The organism is Nocardia glycosmidis (assembly GCF_052545115.1).
Map to the genome: position 1 here is coordinate 137,338 of NZ_JBQWRH010000015.1, position 18,640 is coordinate 155,977.

Below are 18,640 nucleotides of genomic sequence, written 5' to 3' on the forward strand. Positions count from 1 at the left end.
GCCGCCCTGGTGACTCAGGGTCGGCGGCGCTGCTGATTACGCTCGTAGACCAGTCGCAGGCCATCGAGCGTCAGATGCGGTTCGAGGTGATCGATGGTTTCCGACTCCGGGACGATCAGCGGCGCACTCGCGCCGGTCGCCACCACCGCGACATCGTCGCCGGCAAAGGCGGCGAATTCGTCGCGAATCCGATCGATCAGTCCGTCCACCAAGCCCGCGAATCCGAATATCGCGCCGGACTGCATGCATTCCATGCTGTTTTTCCCCACCACCGACCGCGGCCTGGTCAATTCGGCCCGCCGCAGCGCGCTGCGTTCCACCAGAGCCTCGGTGGAGATCTCCACACCGGGCGCGATGATCCCGCCGAGGAACTCGCCCTTCTTCGACACCAGATCCACGCAGATCGCCGTAGCGAAATCGACCACGATCGCGGGCGAAGCATACCGATGGTGGGCGGCCAGACAATTGACGATGCGGTCCGCGCCGACTTCTTTCGGGTTGTCGACCAGCAGCGGAATGCCCGTGCGCACACCGGGCTCCACCAGCACATTCGGAACGTGACCCCAGTACTGGCTGAACATGGCTCGGAGTTCGCGCAGCACCGGTGGCACGGTGGACAGCGCACAGACACCGATCACCTCGTCCAGTTGCGCGCCGACCAGCCCGCGCACCTGCATGGCGAATTCATCGGCGGTCAACAGTGGATTGGTGTGTATTCGCCAGTGCCGCACCAGTTTCGAATGCGCCCCGGTCCCCGAGAACAGACCGAGTTCGATACTGGTGTTGCGGACATCGATGGTCAGCAGCATGTCCCGGCCGCCGACTCAGACGAACGACAGGGACCGCGGCGAGGTCAGGCCCGAGCCCTCCGGCGCGTGCGCCGGGTCGGAGCCCAGCTCGACGGGGCGGTTGCGCTCGTCGACGAACACCACCTTGGGGTCGTACTCCGCGAGCTCCTGTTCGTTCAGCTGCCCGTAGGCGATCAGGATGACCAGGTCCCCGGGGTGCACCAGGTGGGCGGCGGCTCCGTTGATCCCGATCACGCCGGAACCCCGCTCGCCGGCGATGACGTAGGTCTCCAGCCGGGCGCCGTTGTCGATGTCCACGATGCAGACCTGCTCGCCTTCCAGCAGGTCGGCGGCATCGAGCAGGTCCTGGTCCACCGTGACCGAGCCGACGTAGTGCAGGTCGGCGTGCGTCACGGTGGCGCGGTGGATCTTCGACTTCATCATGGTGCGCAGCATTGCGTCGCCCTTTCTAGTTCGCGGGAGGGAGCAGGGCGGGATCGGACACCGCCTGGGCAGGCTGGGACGAGTGCGCGATAGGCCGCGAACCGGAGACGGTCGGGTGCCCATCGAGCGGAGCGCCGAGGGTCACGGCAATATTGTCGAGGAGCCGGGTCGCGCCGACCTTGGCCGCGATCAATAGCCTGGCGTTCCCGGTGGCCGGGGCGGGCCCCAAGTTGGCCGAACGCAGTTCCAGGTAGTCCAGGTCGACGCCGGTCGCGGCGTCGAGCACCTGGCGGGCGGCGGCCAGTACTGCGTCACCGCCGAGCCCGGCCGCGTGCTTGCCCGCCGACAGTGCGGCCGAGAGCGCGAGAGCCGATTCGCGCTGCGCCGGGTCGAGATAGCGATTGCGCGAGGACAGGGCCAAGCCGTCGGCCTCGCGAACGGTGACCACCGGGGTGATCTTCACGTCGAAATTCAGATCACGAACCATCTGCCGGATCAGAGTGAGCTGCTGGTAGTCTTTCTCACCGAAGAACGCCTCGGTCGGGCGTGCGATCTGCAGCAGTTTGGCGACCACCGTGAGCATGCCGGCGAAATGAGTCGGTCGACTCGCCCCCTCCAGTTCGGCGCCGAGCGGGCCCGGCTGCACGGTGGTGCGCGGGCCGTCCGGGTACATATCGGACACGCTCGGAGCGAATACCAACCCAACGCCCTCGGCACGCAGCGCCTCGACGTCCGCCTCCAGGGTCCGGGGGTAGCTGCCCAGGTCCTCGTTCGCACTGAACTGCAAGGGGTTGACGAAGATGGACACGATGACCACCTGGTTGGTCCGTTTCGCCGAGCGCACGATCTCCAAGTGGCCCGCGTGCAGGGCGCCCATTGTCGGCACCAGGGCAACCGTGCGGCCGACACCACGCAGGGCAGCGGATACCGCGCTGAGCACGGCGGGATCGTGATGCACGGTCAGCTCGCCCGGGCGATAGGCGCCGCGCAATTTCGGATCGAACATCAGCGTCCTTCCAGCAGTTCGATAACGGCGGGGGCGGTGCCGGCCCGCTGCGCGGTGCGCAGCGACAAGGCGCGGTACGCCTCGGCCAGCTGTGGGTCGACCGACGCCAGCGCGGCCAGATGAGCAGCGACGGCGGCCGCGTCGCCACGGGCCACCGGACCCGTCAGCGCGGACTGACCGCGGCGCAATGCGTTGTCCAGGGCCGCCGAGGCCAGCGGGGCGAGCAGCCGCTCGGCCAAGCCACCCGGCTGATCGTCGACCGCCTGCTGGCCGAGCAGTCCGGGACCTGCCAGCGCGGCGCGCAGCGCGGCGAGCGCATCGACGATCACTGTGACCAGGTGATTACTGCCGTGCGCGAGCGCGGCGTGATACAGCGCCCGGTTGTCTTCCGGCACCCGCACCGGCTCGCCGCCCATCTCGATCACCAGCGACTGCGCGATGGCGTAGCCGACCTCGTCGGCGGCTGTGATGCCGAAGCAGGCGTTGCCCAGCCTGGTCACGTCTTCGTCGTGGCCGGTGAAGGTCATGGCGGGGTGGATGGCCAGCGGCAGGGCGCCGAGCTCAGCGAGCGGGGCGAGCACACCGACACCGTTCGCGCCGGAGGTATGCGCCACGATCGTGCGCGGCCGGACGACCCCGGTCCCGGCCAGCCCCCTGACCAGGCCGGCCAGCTCGGTATCGGGCACGGCGAGCAGCAGCAACTCGCTGCGTGCGGCCACCGCTTCGATCGGCAGTATCTCCGAGTCGGGCAACCGGGTACGGGCACGGCGCACCGAGGCATCGGAGATCGCGCAGACGCCGAACACCACGTGTCCGGCGCGCTCGAGCGCCGCGCCCAATGCCGAACCCACGCGTCCCGCCGAGACGATGCCCACCGTCAGGCGTGCGGGCGCGGGGTCGTAGCCCGAAGTCGCGCCTTCGGAATTCATGCTTCTCGAGGTCAACGTTGTCCTCTCGATGTCGTTCCAGTCCCGCCTTGCGGGTACCGGACGCCTACGCCACGTAGGATATCGGGACGCACTTGGGCGATGCCACGGGTGCCCGCGTGATTTAGGCCGCAGTACCGGGCCGGGTCAGCGCCCGTCGCGCTCCTCGGATTGCAGGTTGGCCATGATCTCCGCGACGGAGAGACGCCCTGACGGCGTCTCGCCATCCTCCTCGACCCGGCGCCGCCTGCGCGCGCTCGGCGTGCCCACAATCGGCGCAGGGGTCGCGGGCGGGACGGGTCCCGGGCTGGGTTCGGGCCGCCCGACCGGCTGCTTCGGGGGTTCGTCGACCGGTTTGCCGGCGGTCTCGGTGAATGCTTCGGCCCAACCGCGCGGCCCGTGCTCGTCGTCCTGGTCGTCTTCATCGGACGAGACGGCCGCGGTCTCCGCGGTGACCGGCTCGTCGAACGGGCTGGCGAAGACCGGGGGCCGGGGGTGGTCGGGCTCGAAGATCGGCGTCGTACTGCTACGCGGTTGCTGGTCGGCGAACGCCGACCACATTCCGGCATTCACGGAGCTATTGTTCGCCGATTCCACACTCGAGCTGGTCAGCTCCTGAATCCGGGTCGCGTCGGCGCGCAACGCGGGCCGGTCCATCGGCATATTTCCGTCGAACAGCCGCTGCAAACTCTGGCGCAGCACGGTGAGCTCGGCGCGCAGCGCCGCGAGCTCGGTGGCGTCTGCGCCCACTTCCGCACGCACGCGCGCCTCGACACCGAGCTCGTACTCGCGGCGCGCGGTGACCTCCCGTTCCAGCTGCAGCTCGTAGACCGTCTGCAGATCGCGGACCTTCGCCTTGTCGATCGTGGCGGCTTTGCGGTACCTGGTCGCGGCCAGCGCGCCGATTGCGGCGGCCCATAACGCCGCGACCAGACCAACCCGTACGAACTGCACATTGTCGCTGAAGACCAGGAAAACGCTGGCAACCAGACCCGACAGGATCAAGCCGCCGCTGAACAGTTTTCCCGTGTCGACCCGTCGTCGACGGGAAGTGCTGCTACGGGAGGGTGAAACCATGCCCGCCAGGGTAGCCAAAACCCGGACCGTCGCCCAGATTCGGTGATGTGATCCCAGTCAGGGGACTAGCTATGTGGTTGCCCCATCGTCGGTGGGGTCCTCAGGCGCCCGGCAGCAGTACTCCAGCCACAGGGCCGCAGCAACCAAAGCCGCCCCCGCCAGCATCCCGACGATCGCGCCCGGGCTGTCCGCGGCCGCGGCGCGCAGCGTGCCCCGTTGCGGGAGCACCCAGCACAGGAAGCCGAGCCAGATGCCGGCGGCGATCGAACCCACCTGCACCGACGCCTTCGCCAACGCGACAGCGCGAGCCGCGGTGATCGGATGCAACTGGTGGCGGCCGTCGCCGATCTGATGATCGTTGACCCGGGCGCGGATCACGAAAGCGAGCACGGCCTCGATCGCGGCCACCGGGTAGAGCGAGGCGCCCGCGAAGATCGAGATCGGCGGGAAGTTGTCATAGGCCACCCGGGTGGCGATCCACGCGACGACCGCGGCGATGAGCACATTCGCCACAAGGTCCAGGACGCGCGTCGGCTTGAGTTTCACGACGCCGGGCCCGTCAGCGAGAACGCGGTGCGGCGCACGCCGGCCCGCTCGGCCGGATCGAGCCGCTCCAGCAGGTCCGCGACGGCATACACCGCGCCGTCGACCTCGAGCACCGCGTCCGGCACGACATCCAGCCACGGCACCAGCACGAACGCACGGCGGTGTGCCTGCGGGTGCGGCAAGATCAGATCCGGGTCGGTACTGCGACAGGCAACCAGCTCGCCATCGCGCAGCTCGGCGCACCACACGACGTCCACGTCGAGTGTGCGCGCGCCCCAGCGCACGTCGCGGACCCGTCCCGCGGCCTGCTCCAGCTCCTGGCCACGCCGCAGCCAGTCCGCACCGCCGAATGCCGGATCTTCCACCAGCACAGCGGCATTGAGGTAGTCCTGCTGCGGAACACCGCCCCAAGGCGCGGTCGAATACACCGCGGACACGGCCAGGACCCGATGCCCGAAGCCATCGAGGACGCTTTGGAGATGCGCGAGCCGGTCACTCAGATTGGAGCCGATGGACAGCACCGCGCGCGTCATCGGCCCGCCTCCGCGGCGCGCTCGGTCCGCGATAGGACCGGGCCGGTATTTCGCTCGCTCACGCTGTGCCCTTTCTCACACGAGCGGAGCCCCCCACGGTCACACCGCGCTGCCTCATGCGGGATGTTCCCCTCGGTGCCGCGCGGTGACCACCCGGACGTCGGCGAAAGTGTGCGGGATCGGCGCCGACGGCTTGTGCAGCACCACCTCGACCGATCTGATCCGCGGATCGGTCATCACGTCGTCGGCGATCTCCGACACCACCGACTCGATGAGATTACGCGGCGGGCCCTGGATGATCCGCACCGCGCGCTCGGCCAGCGCGCCGTAGTCCACGGTGGCCGCCAAGTCGTCGGATACCGCTGCGACGGCGAAATCCACCCATACGGTCAGATCGACCAGGAACTCCTGGCCGTCACGGCGCTCATGATCGAACACCCCGTGATATCCGTAGGCGCGCAGGCCGCGCAGTTCGATCCGGTCGGCACCGGGCCGGATCGCCGCGGTCCGCGCCGCGGCACCGTCGTCGGCATGGACCGGGGACTGGCTCATCGGTGAGCTCCTCGCGCACTCGGGCGGGCGGTATCGTGCTCTGCGGCGCGCTGCTGTGCGGCGTTCTGCCACGCACTGACGACCGCGATGGCGTCGAGGGAAGCGCGCACGTCGTGCACCCGCACACCCCAGGCATCGTGCAGCGCGGCGAGCGCCGAGATGGTCGCGGTGGCCGTCTCCCGACCACCCGGTGGACGCGCTCCGGCGGCGTCGGCGAGCAACGTGCCGAGAAAGCGCTTACGGGAGGCGCCGATCAGGATCGGCAGTCCGTGTGCGACGAGTTCCGGCAGTGCGCCGAGCAGTGCCCAGTTGTGTTCGGCGTTCTTCGCGAAACCCAGACCCGGGTCGAGAATCAACCGAGACGGATCGACCCCTGCCGCGACAGCCACGTCCACCTGCCTGTCCAGTTCAGCCAGTACCTCGGTCACCACGTCGTCATAGTGTTCGGCGGGCCCGGTGTGCCGGTAGTCGGCGCCCGCCCGCCAGTGCATCAGAATCCACGGAACCTCGGCGGATGCGATCACCCGCACCATATCCGGGTCGGCACGGCCACCGGAGACATCGTTCACCACCGATACCCCGGCGGCGATCGCCGCTTCGGCGACCGCGGCGCGCATGGTGTCCACGCTGGTGGGCACGCCCGCCGCGACCAGTCCGCGAATGACGGGCGTAACCCGAGCCGCCTCGGTCGGCGCATCGATGCGTACCGCGCCGGGCCTCGTCGACTCGCCGCCGACATCGATGATGTCCGCCCCCGCGTCGTACAGCCTCATGCCCTGGGCGATGGCGAGTTCGGGATCGAGATACTTGCCACCGTCGGAGAACGAATCGCTGGTGACATTGACGATGCCCATCACCAGACAGGAACGACCGCCGCGCGCACCGACCCCGCTCACCTGGGCGGCTGTGGCCGCGCGCCGAGGCTCGGTTCGGTCGGTGAGCGCGCGGTGGCCGTCATCGGTCGGGGGAACTCTCTTCGCTCCTGGCTCAGGCACCGCCGGCTCGCTCACTTACGCAGGATGAGATCGAGCGCCTCCGCACGCGAGGCGGCGTTGGACTGGAGCAATCCGCGCACCGCGGACGTGGTGGTGCTCGCGCCCGGCTTGCGAATGCCGCGCATCGCCATGCACAGGTGCTCGGCCTCGACCACGACGATGGCGCCCCGCGGGTCCAGCTTGCGCATCACCGCGTCAGCGATCTGGCTGGTCAGGCGCTCCTGCACCTGGGGGCGCTTGGCGTACAGGTCGACCAGCCTGGCGAGTTTGGACAGACCGGTGACCCGGCCGTGCGGCCCGGGGATGTAGCCGACGTGGGCGACACCATGGAAGGACACGAGGTGGTGCTCACACGTGGAGTACATCGGGATGTCCCTGACCAGCACCAGTTCCTGGTGTCCCTCGTCGAACGTGGTGTTGAGCACCGCATCCGGCTCCACGTAGAGGCCGGCGAACGTCTCCCGGTACGCACGCGCCACCCGGGCGGGCGTATCGCGCAGACCGGGCCGGTCCGGATCCTCACCGACGGCGATCAACAATTCCCGGACCGCGGCTTCGGCGCGGACCCGGTCGAACGACCTGCCGGTTTCCAGCGCGACCAGGCCGGGCTCGGTTACGCCGAGGTCGACACCGTCGTGTTCAGCAGCATTGGACCCGGCAGCATTGGACTCGGCGAGGACGTAGCCACCGCCATGATTGTTGGCCGACAATCGAGGACACCTCCAAAATCTCGGGATGCCGACAATTACTCGGCACCCCCGCTGGTCGAGCGTAATCGTCCCCGGCCGCGGCCCGGCCGATGGCCTCGCGACGCCACCGATCGGACCCATCGGCGCGAGCGACTGGTCCTGGGGCGGCAGTTCGGGTGACCACGAAGAACATCCGGCAAAGTCGCCCGGTTTCAGTGCCGGCCGTTCGGTCCATTCCAGTCGCCGTTTTCGCCCTCACCGGCCGGGTTGCCGCGCCGCGGCTCGTCATAGCCGCCATGCTCGCCGTATCCGTCCCGGCCGTAGGCGTCGTCGTGCTCACCCTGCGGACCCCACGGCTGGAAGCCCTGCGGCGGCTGCTGCGGATCACCCCACCCGCCGGGCTGCCCCTGCTGCTGCGGCTCGTCCCGCGGCGGCCAACCAGGCGCCGACCAACCCGCCGGAGCGCCGTAGTCCGGGCGCGAGCCGTGCGTGCCCTGGCGCGGGTACGCCGGCACGGGCGCCGCTGGAAGCGGGTAACCGGGCGTGGTCGGACGGCCATATTGCGGCGGCGCGCCGTACCCGCTCTCGTGCGGCGGATAACCGTTGGCTCCCTGCGGCTCGCGCTGCGCGGACGCGGCCACCGGCTTCACCAAAGGCTCCGGCGGCCACGATTCGCCGCGCTCGGCAGCCAGTTCGCCCGGCGTCTTCACCGGCGGCTTGTCCGACGGCACGCGACCGCCGAAATCGTTGAACGCCGTGATCCGCGGTCGTTTCTGCACCGCGGCGAGGACCTGCTCGAGTTCCTTGCGATGCAAGGTCTCCCGCTCCAGCAGCGCGGTGGCCAGATCGTCGAGCACGTCGCGGTACTCGTTGAGGATGGCCCACGCCTCGGTGTGCGCGGCCTCGATCAGGTTGCGCACCTCCTCGTCGATCGCGCCCGCCACCTCATGGGAGTAGTCCGAACCCATTCCCATCGAGCGGCCGAGGAACGGATCGCCCTGTTCCTGGCCGTAGCGGACCGCACCGAGCCGGGCGCTCATGCCGTACTCGGTGACCATCGCGCGAGCGATCTTGGTGGCCTGATCGATATCGGAGGACGCGCCGGTGGTCGGCTCGTGGAACACCAGTTCCTCGGCCGCGCGACCGCCCATCGCCATGACCAGGCGCGCGATCATCTCCGAGCGGGTCATCAGGCCCTTGTCATCCTCGGGCACCGTCATGGCGTGACCACCGGTACGGCCACGCGCGAGGATGGTGACCTTGTACACCGGCTCGATGTCCGGCATCGCCCAGGCGGCAAGGGTGTGACCGCCCTCGTGGTAGGCGGTGATCTTCTTCTCGTGCTCGCTGATGATCCGGCTCTTGCGGCGCGGGCCGCCGATCACGCGGTCGACCGATTCCTCCAGCGATTCGCCGGTGATCACCGCGCCGTGCTCGCGCGCGGTGAGCAGCGCGGCCTCGTTGATCACATTGGCCAGGTCGGCGCCGGACATGCCGACGGTGCGCTTGGCGAGGCCGTCCAGGTCGGCATCGGGCGAGATCGGCTTGCCCTGCGAGTGCACCCGCAGGATGGCGCGGCGTCCGGCGAGATCGGGGTTGCCGACCGGGATCTGCCGGTCGAACCGGCCGGGACGCAGCAGCGCGGGATCGAGGATGTCGGGGCGGTTGGTCGCCGCGATGAGGATGATGCCGGTGCGGTCACCGAAGCCGTCCATCTCGACCAGTAGCTGGTTGAGGGTCTGCTCGCGCTCGTCGTGACCACCGCCGAGGCCGGCGCCGCGCTGGCGGCCGACCGCGTCGATCTCGTCGACGAAGATGATGCAGGGACTGTTCTGCTTGGCCTGCTCGAACAGGTCGCGCACCCGGGAGGCGCCGACGCCGACGAACATCTCCACGAAATCCGAACCGGAGATGGTGAAGAACGGCACGCCCGCCTCGCCGGCCACGGCGCGGGCCAGCAGTGTCTTACCGGTGCCGGGCGGGCCGTAGAGCAGCACGCCCTTGGGGATCTTGGCGCCGAGGGCCTGGTAGCGGACCGGGTTCTGCAGAAAGTCCTTGATCTCGTAGAGCTCTTCGACTGCCTCGTCGGCTCCGGCCACGTCGGCGAAGGTGGTCTTGGGCATGTCCTTGGACAGCTGCTTGGCCTTCGATTTGCCGAAGCCCATCATGCCGCCGCGCCCGCCGCCCTGCATGCGGGCCATCACGAAGATGAACAGGCCGAGCAGGATCACCATCGGAAGCACGAACAGCAGAATCTGGGTGAACCAGCTCTCCTGTTTGACCACGGTGTTGTAGTTCGCGCCGGAGTTCTTCACGGCCTCGAAGATCTGCGCGGAGGTCTCGCTGCCGCCGGGATACTTGGTGATGATCTTGGACTGGCCGCCGGTCGCGTCGTTGCCGTGCTTCAGCTCGATGCGCAGCTGCTGCTCGCGGTCGTCGATCTGAACGTTCTGCACGTTGTTCTTGTCCTGGAGCTGGGTCAGGGCAACCGAAGTATCGACGTTCTTCCAGCCCCGCGTGTCGTTGCCGAAGATGCTGAACACATAGATCACGAGCAAGATGCCCGAGACTACGGCCAGGGTGCGAAACACAGTCTTGCGGTTCATAGAGCGTCGGCCGGGGCGGCCAGTCCTTTCCGGTGTCTCCGGTTCTTGCCTGGCGATGTGTCTGGCGCGTCCGGTTCCGCGGGGTTCGCATGCGGACATGCCACGTTACCGCGTACGGTCTATTCGATACATCGCGCAGTTCGGCTGCAGGTGCAGCTAAAGAGGTCAACGGCCGGAGGCCGACGGTGGTTCCCGATGTCTCCGGTTCAGCTTCCTCCAAGTGGCAACAATCATGGCATGTTCGGCTTATCGTGAGCGACGACACAACACACGGCGCGCACCGACGGGCACGAAGGCGGTAGTTTGCGTAACCACGAAGGGCCCGGAAAGCGCCGCGAAATCAGGCAGAGCGGCGCGAGCGACAGGCGCGAGGCGATAGCTCACCTCACCGCCAGGGACCCCGGGAGCGCCGCGAATCGAACAGAGCGCAGGGGGTATGGACATAGTCGAGTTACGGACACCCACAGCGATACTGCGTCACGGTCAGGGCAGGCTGATCGTTCTGCGGCCCGGGTCGGACGGTGAGCGCGTCCTCGACGTTCCCGTCTCGGACCTGCTCAAGGTCCGGCTGAACCGGCGCGCGGACGAAACGGTGGTCATCGAGATCTACCTGCGATACCCGACGCCCGTGCTCACCGGCGTCCCCGCCGACCGGACACCGCTACCGGTACTGATCGCCGAGCACGACGTTCCCGCGGCCACCGAGATCGTCGACCGGATCAACACCCACATTCTGGCCACCCAGCGCATCGACGTGGCCGCGCCCGATCTGAGTCCGCCTACCCCCGAGTGGGGCCGAGGCGGCCCCACTCGCGCGGACGTGGACCGGGCGAGCCGCCGGATGACACCGCGGCGCGAGGCCAAGCCGGCGATAGCGGCTCTCCATCGTTACGTGACGCCGGACGAGTATGTCCTGGAGACCGCCATCGCGGTGGGGCATCCCCCCGCGGGTACCGGCCCGGGCTTGCTCGCCGCGACGACCGGACGGCTGCTGTTCATCTCGATCGGCGAGCCCCGGTACGCGTACGAACTGCCCATCCCCGCCGTCATCTGGGCGCGCAGCACCGACGCTCACCCGGTCGGTCCCGGCGAGATCGGTCCGGTCCGCGGCACGACCGGTATGGAGGTGCACGACGGCAACCGGACGCTGCGTTTCGTGGGCGCCGACCGCGCCGACACCGAACGGGTCACCTGCGCGGTGAACTTCGCGGTGCGCCGCGAATCCGCCGACGGCGCCGCCGGCGCCGCGGATCCCGGTGTAGCCCAGCTGTATTCGGAATGGGAACTGCTGGTCGAGCGACACTCCCTCGGCATGGTCGACGACGCGCAGTTCCAGCGCTACGGCCGGGGCGTCCTGCGCTCACTCCCCGACGGGAGCTGAGTCCTCTCCGACGGCGACCGGGTTCAGCCCGACCCGCCGCCACGGGCTGGTCGGGCGCAGCCACAGCCGCAGCAGCTCCATGCGGCGGTCGACGCCGCCGTTCTTCAGCTCGGCCAGGTCCTCGCAGGCCTGCCAATAGGTCCACCCGGTGAGATAGGCGTCACCGAACTGGCGCCAGTTGCGGTATTTGGTCTGCGCGAGCGGCAGGGCGCGCCCGAGGTAACTCCAGGCCATGTCGGCATCGAGGTAACCCGCGGTGTAGGCCATTCGCGCCACCGCGACCACCCTGGCCAGATCCCAGGCGTGGATGTCACTGGGCAGCGGCCTGGGCAGATGATCTGTGAAACCGATCTTGATCGCCTGCGACCAGATGTCGTAGTCGCGGACCAAAACCTCGGGATTGTCCATCCCGCGGAATGCGCCGACCTGCCGCAGGAATGCCCGGTGCCGGTCGGCCCGCTCGCCGAAACGGTCGCGCTCACTGGCGTTGATCGATGCCGTCACGAGCGGATGCACCAGCGCGTACAGCGGGGCGTGCATACCGTCGAGCAACTGTTCCATCGACGCGCGCGCCTCGGTCGCGTCGGTGATGCCCCACGCGCCGGTGAGTGTGTCGATGGCCAGCTCACGCCGGTCGCCGAGCGGATGCGCGCGCTCCGGTCCGAGCAGCAGCGCGTCGTGGAAGGCGTCCCAGCGCGCGGAGTAGAAGGCGCCGAGAGCCAGCGCGCGCAGCTCGTCGTCGGAGATCGCGGCGCCGGACCAATGGTCTTCCTCCCGCTCGTCCAGCTCCGCATACGGAAACATCGTCAGGGTCGGTACACCGCGCGAAGACATGCCCCCGATTGTTCCTTATCCGCGGCGGCGCGGACCGGTATTCGTGAATGGCTTCGCGCGTTCGCCGTCTCGCGCCGAACACCGCGCGCCGGTCGCGGCGAAGCATTTCCGCTCGGTGCCCGACGCACGGCGTGATCTGGCGCTAGTGTTCACGCATGTGTAGAAACATCACCGTCTTACGTGGCCTGGAACCTGCCGCAACCGAGCAGGAAATCTATGCCGCCGCACTGCAGTACGTGCGCAAGGTCGGTGGCGTGTCCGGCCTGAGCTCGACCACCAAACCGGCCGTCGACAAGGCCGTCGCGGCCATCGCGGCGGCGACCACCACATTGCTCGCCGAACTGCCCGACCGCAGGGTCGCGCCGACCACCGAGCCACCGCTGCGCCGCCTCGCGGCACGTGAGGCGGCGAGCGAATAGTCCGGAGCCCGGTGCTCGCCGCGAGATCGCGGTGCGGATCGCGGGCAAGTTCGGAAATGTTGCGCGGTCATGACTGCGCGGTGACGACTGCGCCGAGCCGGGTGACGATCCGCTCCGGCGTCTGGCGCGCTTCGTCTCGTAGACGTCGCCGAAATCAAACGGAGCCGAAATCAGACGGAGCCGAAATCAGAGGGACCGAAATCTCGCCACTATTTGTTTCGAGCACAAAGTGACCATTGCCGAATAAGGCCGGGAAATTCCTCGCGGATTATGTCACGATCATAGAATAGTGACCTGTTCCACAAGCACATCGCCGTTCAGCACACGTCAGTGGGAGAACAGCTGGTGACCGATACCGATCCAGCGCCAGGCGCGGCCGCGAAAACCCCGCGGAAGACACCGGCGGCGAAGACCTGCGACGGCCCGGCCCTGATCGAGGTCCGCAACCCCGGTACCGGTGCGGTCGTGGGCACGGTGCCGGAAGAGACCGCGGACGCGGTCGCGGCCGAGGTCCGCGAGCTACGGGTGCATCAGCCGGAATGGGAAGCGATCGGTCCCGGCGGGCGCAAGGCGTGGCTACTGCAGTTCCAGGACTGGTTGATCGACAACACCGACCGCCTGGCCACCGTGCTGCAGTCGGAGACCGCCAAACCGCGGGTGGACGCCCTGATCGACCCGGGCTTCGCGGCCGATCTGATCGGGTACTACGCGCGCCGCGCGGCCAAGTTCCTCGCCGACGACCGCCCCTCGCCGCACAGCCCGCTGGCCAGGGTCAAGCGACTGACCACGGTCTACCGGCCCTATCCGGTGGTCGGCGTGATCACTCCCTGGAACTTCCCGCTGGCCATGCCGGTGATGGACGTGTTTCCCGCGCTCGCCGCGGGCGCGGCCGTCATTCTCAAGCCGTCCGAGGTAACGCCGCTGTCGGCGCTCGAATTGGCGAAGGGCTGGGCGGAGACCGGCGCTCCTGAGGTCTTCACCGTGGTTACCGGTGCGGGCGCGACCGGGGCCGCCGTAGTCGGCAACGCCGACTACATCCAGTTCACCGGCTCCACCGCGACCGGCCGCAAGATCGCCGCCGCCTGCGTGGACCGGATGATCCCCTACAGCCTCGAACTCGGCGGGAAGGACCCGGCCATCGTCCTGGCCGACGCGGACCTCGATCGCGCGGCCCATGGCATCGCCTTCGGCGGCATGTTCAACTCCGGCCAGGTCTGCATCTCGGTGGAGCGGGTGTATGTCGAGGCGCCGGTTTACGACGAGTTCGTCGCCAAGCTGACCGCCGACGTCAAGGCGCTGCGCCAGGGCCTCGACGGACGCGACGCGAAGCACGAGGTGGGCGCGCTGGCCAACGAGAGCCAGGCAGCCATCGTGCAGCGCCATGTCGATGAGGCCGTCGCGGCGGGCGCGAAAGTGCTGACCGGCGGCCGGCGGGCCGGATTCGGCACCGCGTTCGAGCCGACCGTGCTCGTCGACGTCGACCACACCATGTCCTGCGTGACCGAGGAGACCTTCGGCCCCACGCTGCCGGTGATGAAGGTGGCCGACGAGGCGGAGGCGATCCGGCTGGCGAACGACTCGGTCTACGGGCTGTCGGCATCGGTGTGGACCGGCGACCGAGAACGCGGCGCGCGGATCGCTCGGCAGATCAACGCGGGCGCGGTCAACATCAACGATGTCTTCGCCAACCTGTTCAGCTTCGCGCTGCCGATGGGCGGCTGGGGTCTATCCGGTGTGGGCGCGCGCTGGGGCGGCGCGAACGGTGTGCGCAAGTACTGCCGCCAGCAGGCGATCACCGTGCCGATCCTGCCGACCCAGCATAAGGAGCTTTTCTGGTATCCGTATTCGATGCCGAAACTGCTGTTCGCGCTCGGCGCCATGCGCGCGGCGGGTGCGCGTGGTCTGCGCCGCCTCGACCTGCGCGCACTCTGGAAATTGAAGGGCGGCGACACATGATCGACGCGACGCAGATCCGCGGCAAAGTCATCGTCATCACCGGCGGCGCCCGCGGCATCGGACTGGCCACCGGTACCGCGCTGCAGACCCTCGGCGCGCGGATCGGCATCGGCGATATCGACGAGACCGCGGTCGAGGAGGTCGGCGCGGCGCGCGGGTTCGAGTTCTTCGGCAAACTCGACGTCACCGATCAGACGTCGTTCGGGAGTTTCCTCGACGACGTGGAGCGCACGCTCGGCCCGATCGACGTGCTGATCAACAACGCGGGCATCATGCCGACCGGCAAGCTGGTGGACGAGCCGGACCAGGTGAGCCGCCGGATCTTGGACATCAACATCTACGGCGTGATCCTCGGCTCCAAGCTGGGCCTGCGCCGGATGCTGCCGCGTGGGCGTGGACACATCATCAATATCGCTTCGCTGGCCGGCGAGACACACATCCCGGGCCTGGCCACCTACAACGCCAGTAAGCACGCCGTGCTGGGATTCACCGACACGTTGCGCGAGGAGTACCGGGGCACCGGCCTGCACTTCTCCTCGGTCCTGCCGACGCTGACCAATACCGAGCTCGGTGCCGGGGTCAGCGCGCTGAGGCTGCTGCGCGCGGCCGAGCCGGAGGAGATCGCCGACACCATCGCCGCGCTGATCGTCGCTCCGAAGTCCAACGTCAGGGTGACCGCGCTGGCCGGGTTCATCGCTCGAGTCGTCGGCTTGCTGCCCGAGTCACTCGGTAACCGGATCGGCCGTGCGCTCGGCGCCGACCGCGCGTTTCTCGACGATGTCGACGCCGAGAAACGCAAAGCCTATGAGGAGCGCGCTCGCAGCGTGTGATCGTCCCGTCGGGTGGCGCCGTCATTCGATTCGACCGAGCGCGGTGCCAGGTGCGTCCAGGGCACACCGCCCGTGACCGAACCCGCAGGACAAACAATTTGTGATGAAAATCACGATATTGAACGATGGCCTGGAAAACGTTCAGCGGCAAATGCGCAGCCGACCCTTCGCGGCCGCACGAGTGTCCACAATCCGCCACCGAGACCGCTGACACCTACCGTAAGTGCTGGTCAAACGCCCAATTGCGGGACTTCGATCCCAAGCGGCAGCACATGCCGAGAATTCGCCGACCGCCTAGTGCGGACCATCTTGGCAGGCAATATGCTATCCCTAACAAACTCGCCGACTGTTTCGGTGCCCGTATCCGAACTTTTTGGCCTGATAAGGCTAGAAATTCAGGACTGATTCTGATAGCAAGGGGCTATGGACCCGCATTTGCGCGACCTGCGGTATTTCGTCGCCGTCGCTGAGGAACTGCACTTCACCAACGCCGCTCAGCGGCTGCACATCGCTCAACCCACCCTGTCGCGTCAGATCCGTCAGCTGGAACGGCAGCTCGACGTGGTCTTGTTCGACCGCAACCAGCGCAGCGTCGCGCTCACCGTCGCGGGCAAGGAACTGCTCGAAGGCGCCCGCAAGATCCTCGAGCTGTGGGAAGCCACCCACGTGACCCTGCAGGAGGCGGGCGAGGTGCTGCGTGTCGGCATTCAGTCCACCCTCGGCCGCGGCCTGCTCAGCGATCTGGAGAGCGCCAGCGGGCACCGTCTCGCGCTGCACGCGGCGTCGTGGACCGATCCGTCCAGCGGACTCGCCGGGCGGCAGGCCGACCTCGCCCTGGTCTGGCTCCCCCTGCCGGACCCGAGCCGTTACCGCTGGCAGGTGCTGCGCACCGAGCCGCGCTGGGTGCTGCTTCCGGAAAATCACCCCCTGGCCGTCTCGGCGACCATCGAGTTCGCCGATCTGCTCGACGAGCCGTTCATCGCATTGCCCACCGAAGCCGGCGCGGTGCGCGAGTTCTGGCTCGGCAACGACGGGCGTGGCGGCCGGGTGCCGAAGATCGGTGCCGAGGCCGCGACCGCCGAGGACCGGTTGGAGGCGGTGAGTCTCGGTCTCGGCGTCTGCCTGCTGGCCGAGAACAACGTGCCGATGTACCGCTGGCCCGGCCTGACCGCACGCCCGGTGTCCGGGCTCGCGCCGTGTGAGCTCGCCGTTGCGTGGCGGGCCGACGACGTCCGGCCGACCATCCTGGAGTTCGCGGGCCGCGCCGCCGAGGGCGGATTCGCCGCGCAGCAGTCTCCGGTCAGCGTCTGAGCAGTGCGGCTGGGCTCAGGGCGCGGTGCGCTCCCAAGGGTGCCGGCTCTCCAACTGCGCGGCCAGCCGCAACAAGGTGGATTCACTGCCGGGCGGGCCCGCGAGCTGTGCGGCCACGGGCGTTCCCGACGAGGGATGCATGCCCATCGGCACGGAGGCGGCGGGCCAGCCGACCAGATTCCACAGCGGGGTGAAAGGCGCCCACCGCGCGTCCGCGAGCAGAGTGGTGGGGCGATTGCGGGAGTGCCGGGCCCGCGCCTTGGGTGGCGGGGCGGCGAGCGTGGGAGTGATCACCACGTCGTAACGGTCGAAGAATTCCAGTAATCGCGCCTCGACCCGGTCGATCTGGGCTGGGCGCACGAGCCGCAACTGGTGCACCGTTCGGCCCACAGCCAGTTGGCGTCGACTGCGATGCGGTAGTCGAGCCGGCTGCGGCGATAGGGCCGGGGCCTCACGCGCACCCATCGCCAGCCGTCGTAGGAAGACGGCGAACTGAGCGTTGCCGTAGGGCAAGACGGTGGACTCGACGAGATGGCCCGCCGCCGTGGCGACCGCAGCGGCCCGGCGGGCGGCGGCGGTCCAATGCCGGTCGACGCGCACCAGGCGCGAGGGTGGATCCACGGCCAGTCCGATGCGTAGTCGGCCGGGCGGGTCCACCTCGGCCAGGTTCGATCGCTCTGCCAGGACCGACAGCGCCAGCGCGGCGTCCTGAACGGTTGTCGCGAGCACGCCGTCCTCGGGCAGGCCCGGCCAAGCTCCGGCCGCGGCCGGGTTGTAGCACCCGGGCTTGATCCCGAAGACGCCGCAGCAGGCGGCCGCGATGCGCACCGAACCGAATTCGTCGCCGGCGTGCGCCACCGGAACAAGCCCGGCTGCCACCGCCGCCCCGGCTGATCCACCCGCGCTCCGCGTGGTGTTCCACGGGTTGTGCGGGACACCATCCGGACCATCGCCCTGCCGATGGTCCTCGCCGCCGGGAACGAGCCCGACAACCACGGCGCCCGCGCAGCGCAGCCTGGCCGCCACCTGATCATCCGGGGCCGCAACCGACCCGCACGACATGGGGTCCGCCACGATCGAGGTGCCGCGTTCGACCGCCACGGGCACCCCGGCCAGCGGCAGCACGTCGAGGTCGTCGCGCTCCTCCAGCGCGGCGGCCTCCGCCATGGCTCGCTCGGCGCGAACAGCGGGGAACGGGTTCGACTCCTGCTGCGCGATCGAGATCCGCTCCGACACCACCTGGCTGGGCAGCAGCACACCGTCCCGCACCCGCGCCGCGATCGTCACGGCCGGGCCGCGCCCAGGATCGGCGTCCACTCCCCGACCGGGCTCGGCGCGCGTTTGCGTGGCGGCGGAGAGTAACTGAGCGACCACCTCGCCGGTCCCGCCATTCCGACTCGTTGTTCGCGGCCCGGCTGTCCTCGTCGAAATCGAGCCGTTCGCCACCACTGCGGCATCGTCAGACATGTGCTGGTCATCCCCCGTCGCATCGTTGTCGAAATCGGGTGATCCGCTCTCGAGCCGCAAGTTATCATTTCGAATACGGCACGGGGGATGATGGTGTTGGGTGTGGCGAGAATTTTTGCGGCACACCACCGAAAACTGCGGATTCCGCAGCGTCCGCCGAGCCGCTGGGTCCGAGCCCTCTAAGTCCGAGCAAGGGTGAGCGAAGCGAGCGAACAATGGACACAGCTGCGTTCGCGGTCATGCCGAAGCCGACCGCCGGCGAGGTGCAGCATGACTGCGA

General features: G+C 68.6%; 18 protein-coding genes. 5 read left to right on the forward strand and 13 right to left on the reverse strand.

The genetic code is table 11. From position 1 onward, the window contains the following. Positions 1–14 precede the first annotated feature (14 nt). From ACT86A_RS19765 to ftsH, 11 genes are all read right to left on the reverse strand, one after another. Positions 15–809, reverse strand: a complete 795-nt coding sequence (locus ACT86A_RS19765; protein ID WP_445093639.1) for a type III pantothenate kinase — start codon at positions 807–809, stop codon at positions 15–17. Positions 810–824: 15 nt separating this feature from the next. After that, positions 825–1,244 carry an aspartate 1-decarboxylase gene (panD, locus tag ACT86A_RS19770; RefSeq protein ID WP_063022203.1) on the reverse strand — a complete coding sequence of 140 codons (420 nt, stop codon included), beginning with the start codon at positions 1,242–1,244 and terminating at the stop codon, positions 825–827. Between the two features lie 13 nt (positions 1,245–1,257). Next, on the reverse strand, positions 1,258–2,238 hold the full coding sequence (panC, locus tag ACT86A_RS19775) for a pantoate--beta-alanine ligase (RefSeq protein ID WP_445093640.1): 981 nt from the start codon (positions 2,236–2,238) through the stop codon (positions 1,258–1,260). Next, positions 2,238–3,167, reverse strand: a complete 930-nt coding sequence (locus tag ACT86A_RS19780) for a Rossmann-like and DUF2520 domain-containing protein (protein ID WP_445093684.1) — start codon at positions 3,165–3,167, stop codon at positions 2,238–2,240. The genes panC and ACT86A_RS19780 overlap by 1 nt, the downstream gene beginning before the upstream one ends. A 144-nt stretch (positions 3,168–3,311) precedes the next feature. Further along, the gene (locus tag ACT86A_RS19785; protein ID WP_445093641.1) at positions 3,312–4,241 is read right to left on the reverse strand and encodes a DUF6779 domain-containing protein; all 930 of its coding nucleotides are present in this window, start codon (positions 4,239–4,241) and stop codon (positions 3,312–3,314) included. Positions 4,242–4,310: 69 nt separating this feature from the next. Then, complete coding sequence (locus tag ACT86A_RS19790; protein ID WP_445093642.1) at positions 4,311–4,787, reverse strand: DUF3180 domain-containing protein; 477 nt, start codon at positions 4,785–4,787, stop codon at positions 4,311–4,313. Then, positions 4,784–5,320, reverse strand: a complete 537-nt coding sequence (folK, locus tag ACT86A_RS19795) for a 2-amino-4-hydroxy-6-hydroxymethyldihydropteridine diphosphokinase (protein ID WP_445093643.1) — start codon at positions 5,318–5,320, stop codon at positions 4,784–4,786. Before folK ends, ACT86A_RS19790 begins: the two co-directional genes overlap by 4 nt. Positions 5,321–5,434: 114 nt before the next feature. Continuing rightward, complete coding sequence (gene folB, locus ACT86A_RS19800; RefSeq protein ID WP_445093644.1) at positions 5,435–5,872, reverse strand: dihydroneopterin aldolase; 438 nt, start codon at positions 5,870–5,872, stop codon at positions 5,435–5,437. Beyond that, complete coding sequence (gene folP / locus ACT86A_RS19805; RefSeq protein ID WP_445093685.1) at positions 5,869–6,726, reverse strand: dihydropteroate synthase; 858 nt, start codon at positions 6,724–6,726, stop codon at positions 5,869–5,871. The genes folB and folP overlap by 4 nt, the downstream gene beginning before the upstream one ends. Before the next feature lie 152 nt (positions 6,727–6,878). After that, positions 6,879–7,469 carry a GTP cyclohydrolase I FolE gene (folE, locus tag ACT86A_RS19810; RefSeq protein WP_445093686.1) on the reverse strand — a complete coding sequence of 197 codons (591 nt, stop codon included), beginning with the start codon at positions 7,467–7,469 and terminating at the stop codon, positions 6,879–6,881. A 299-nt stretch (positions 7,470–7,768) separates the two neighbouring features. Continuing rightward, on the reverse strand, positions 7,769–10,162 hold the full coding sequence (gene ftsH, locus ACT86A_RS19815; RefSeq protein ID WP_445093645.1) for an ATP-dependent zinc metalloprotease FtsH: 2,394 nt from the start codon (positions 10,160–10,162) through the stop codon (positions 7,769–7,771). A 436-nt stretch (positions 10,163–10,598) separates the two neighbouring features. Between ftsH and ACT86A_RS19820 the strand changes: the two genes are divergently transcribed. Beyond that, positions 10,599–11,543 carry a hypothetical protein gene (locus ACT86A_RS19820; protein ID WP_445093646.1) on the forward strand — a complete coding sequence of 315 codons (945 nt, stop codon included), beginning with the start codon at positions 10,599–10,601 and terminating at the stop codon, positions 11,541–11,543. Here the strand turns inward: ACT86A_RS19820 and ACT86A_RS19825 are convergent. Beyond that, entirely contained in the window at positions 11,523–12,377 is an 855-nt protein-coding gene (locus ACT86A_RS19825) for a DUF1266 domain-containing protein (RefSeq protein ID WP_445093647.1), read from the reverse strand. The genes ACT86A_RS19820 and ACT86A_RS19825 overlap by 21 nt on opposite strands. A 155-nt stretch (positions 12,378–12,532) precedes the next feature. On the opposite strand from ACT86A_RS19825, the gene ACT86A_RS19830 reads away from it, so the two are divergent. The 4 genes from ACT86A_RS19830 (at position 12,533) to ACT86A_RS19845 (ending at position 16,893) form a co-directional block, all read left to right on the forward strand. After that, positions 12,533–12,796 (forward strand): DUF2277 domain-containing protein, encoded by a 264-nt coding sequence (locus ACT86A_RS19830; RefSeq protein WP_445093648.1) that lies wholly within the window; start codon positions 12,533–12,535, stop codon positions 12,794–12,796. 345 nt (positions 12,797–13,141) lie between these two features. Continuing rightward, on the forward strand, positions 13,142–14,752 hold the full coding sequence (locus ACT86A_RS19835) for an aldehyde dehydrogenase family protein (RefSeq protein ID WP_445093649.1): 1,611 nt from the start codon (positions 13,142–13,144) through the stop codon (positions 14,750–14,752). Continuing rightward, positions 14,749–15,582 carry an SDR family oxidoreductase gene (locus ACT86A_RS19840; protein WP_445093650.1) on the forward strand — a complete coding sequence of 278 codons (834 nt, stop codon included), beginning with the start codon at positions 14,749–14,751 and terminating at the stop codon, positions 15,580–15,582. The genes ACT86A_RS19835 and ACT86A_RS19840 overlap by 4 nt, the downstream gene beginning before the upstream one ends. Positions 15,583–16,005: 423 nt before the next feature. Beyond that, positions 16,006–16,893 carry a LysR family transcriptional regulator gene (locus ACT86A_RS19845; RefSeq protein ID WP_445093651.1) on the forward strand — a complete coding sequence of 296 codons (888 nt, stop codon included), beginning with the start codon at positions 16,006–16,008 and terminating at the stop codon, positions 16,891–16,893. Positions 16,894–16,908: 15 nt separating this feature from the next. On the opposite strand, the gene ACT86A_RS19850 is transcribed toward ACT86A_RS19845, so the two are convergent. Next, positions 16,909–18,210 (reverse strand): amidase family protein, encoded by a 1,302-nt coding sequence (locus ACT86A_RS19850; protein WP_445093652.1) that lies wholly within the window; start codon positions 18,208–18,210, stop codon positions 16,909–16,911. Positions 18,211–18,640: the final 430 nt, after the last annotated feature.

Excerpts from the sequence above, each read along its gene's own strand:
- ACT86A_RS19765 (WP_445093639.1), bottom strand. The coding sequence starts at position 809 with ATGCTGCTGACCATCGATGTCCGCAACACCAGTATCGAACTCGGTCTG.
- panD (WP_063022203.1), bottom strand. The coding sequence starts at position 1,244 with ATGCTGCGCACCATGATGAAGTCGAAGATCCACCGCGCCACCGTGACG.
- panC (WP_445093640.1), bottom strand. The coding sequence starts at position 2,238 with ATGTTCGATCCGAAATTGCGCGGCGCCTATCGCCCGGGCGAGCTGACC.
- ACT86A_RS19780 (WP_445093684.1), bottom strand. The coding sequence starts at position 3,167 with ATGAATTCCGAAGGCGCGACTTCGGGCTACGACCCCGCGCCCGCACGC.
- ACT86A_RS19785 (WP_445093641.1), bottom strand. The coding sequence starts at position 4,241 with ATGGTTTCACCCTCCCGTAGCAGCACTTCCCGTCGACGACGGGTCGAC.
- folK (WP_445093643.1), bottom strand. The coding sequence starts at position 5,320 with ATGACGCGCGCGGTGCTGTCCATCGGCTCCAATCTGAGTGACCGGCTC.
- folB (WP_445093644.1), bottom strand. The coding sequence starts at position 5,872 with ATGAGCCAGTCCCCGGTCCATGCCGACGACGGTGCCGCGGCGCGGACC.
- folP (WP_445093685.1), bottom strand. The coding sequence starts at position 6,726 with ATGGGCATCGTCAATGTCACCAGCGATTCGTTCTCCGACGGTGGCAAG.
- ftsH (WP_445093645.1), bottom strand. The coding sequence starts at position 10,162 with ATGAACCGCAAGACTGTGTTTCGCACCCTGGCCGTAGTCTCGGGCATC.
- ACT86A_RS19820 (WP_445093646.1), top strand. The coding sequence starts at position 10,599 with ATGGACATAGTCGAGTTACGGACACCCACAGCGATACTGCGTCACGGT.
- ACT86A_RS19825 (WP_445093647.1), bottom strand. The coding sequence starts at position 12,377 with ATGTCTTCGCGCGGTGTACCGACCCTGACGATGTTTCCGTATGCGGAG.
- ACT86A_RS19830 (WP_445093648.1), top strand. The coding sequence starts at position 12,533 with ATGTGTAGAAACATCACCGTCTTACGTGGCCTGGAACCTGCCGCAACC.
- ACT86A_RS19840 (WP_445093650.1), top strand. The coding sequence starts at position 14,749 with ATGATCGACGCGACGCAGATCCGCGGCAAAGTCATCGTCATCACCGGC.
- ACT86A_RS19845 (WP_445093651.1), top strand. The coding sequence starts at position 16,006 with ATGGACCCGCATTTGCGCGACCTGCGGTATTTCGTCGCCGTCGCTGAG.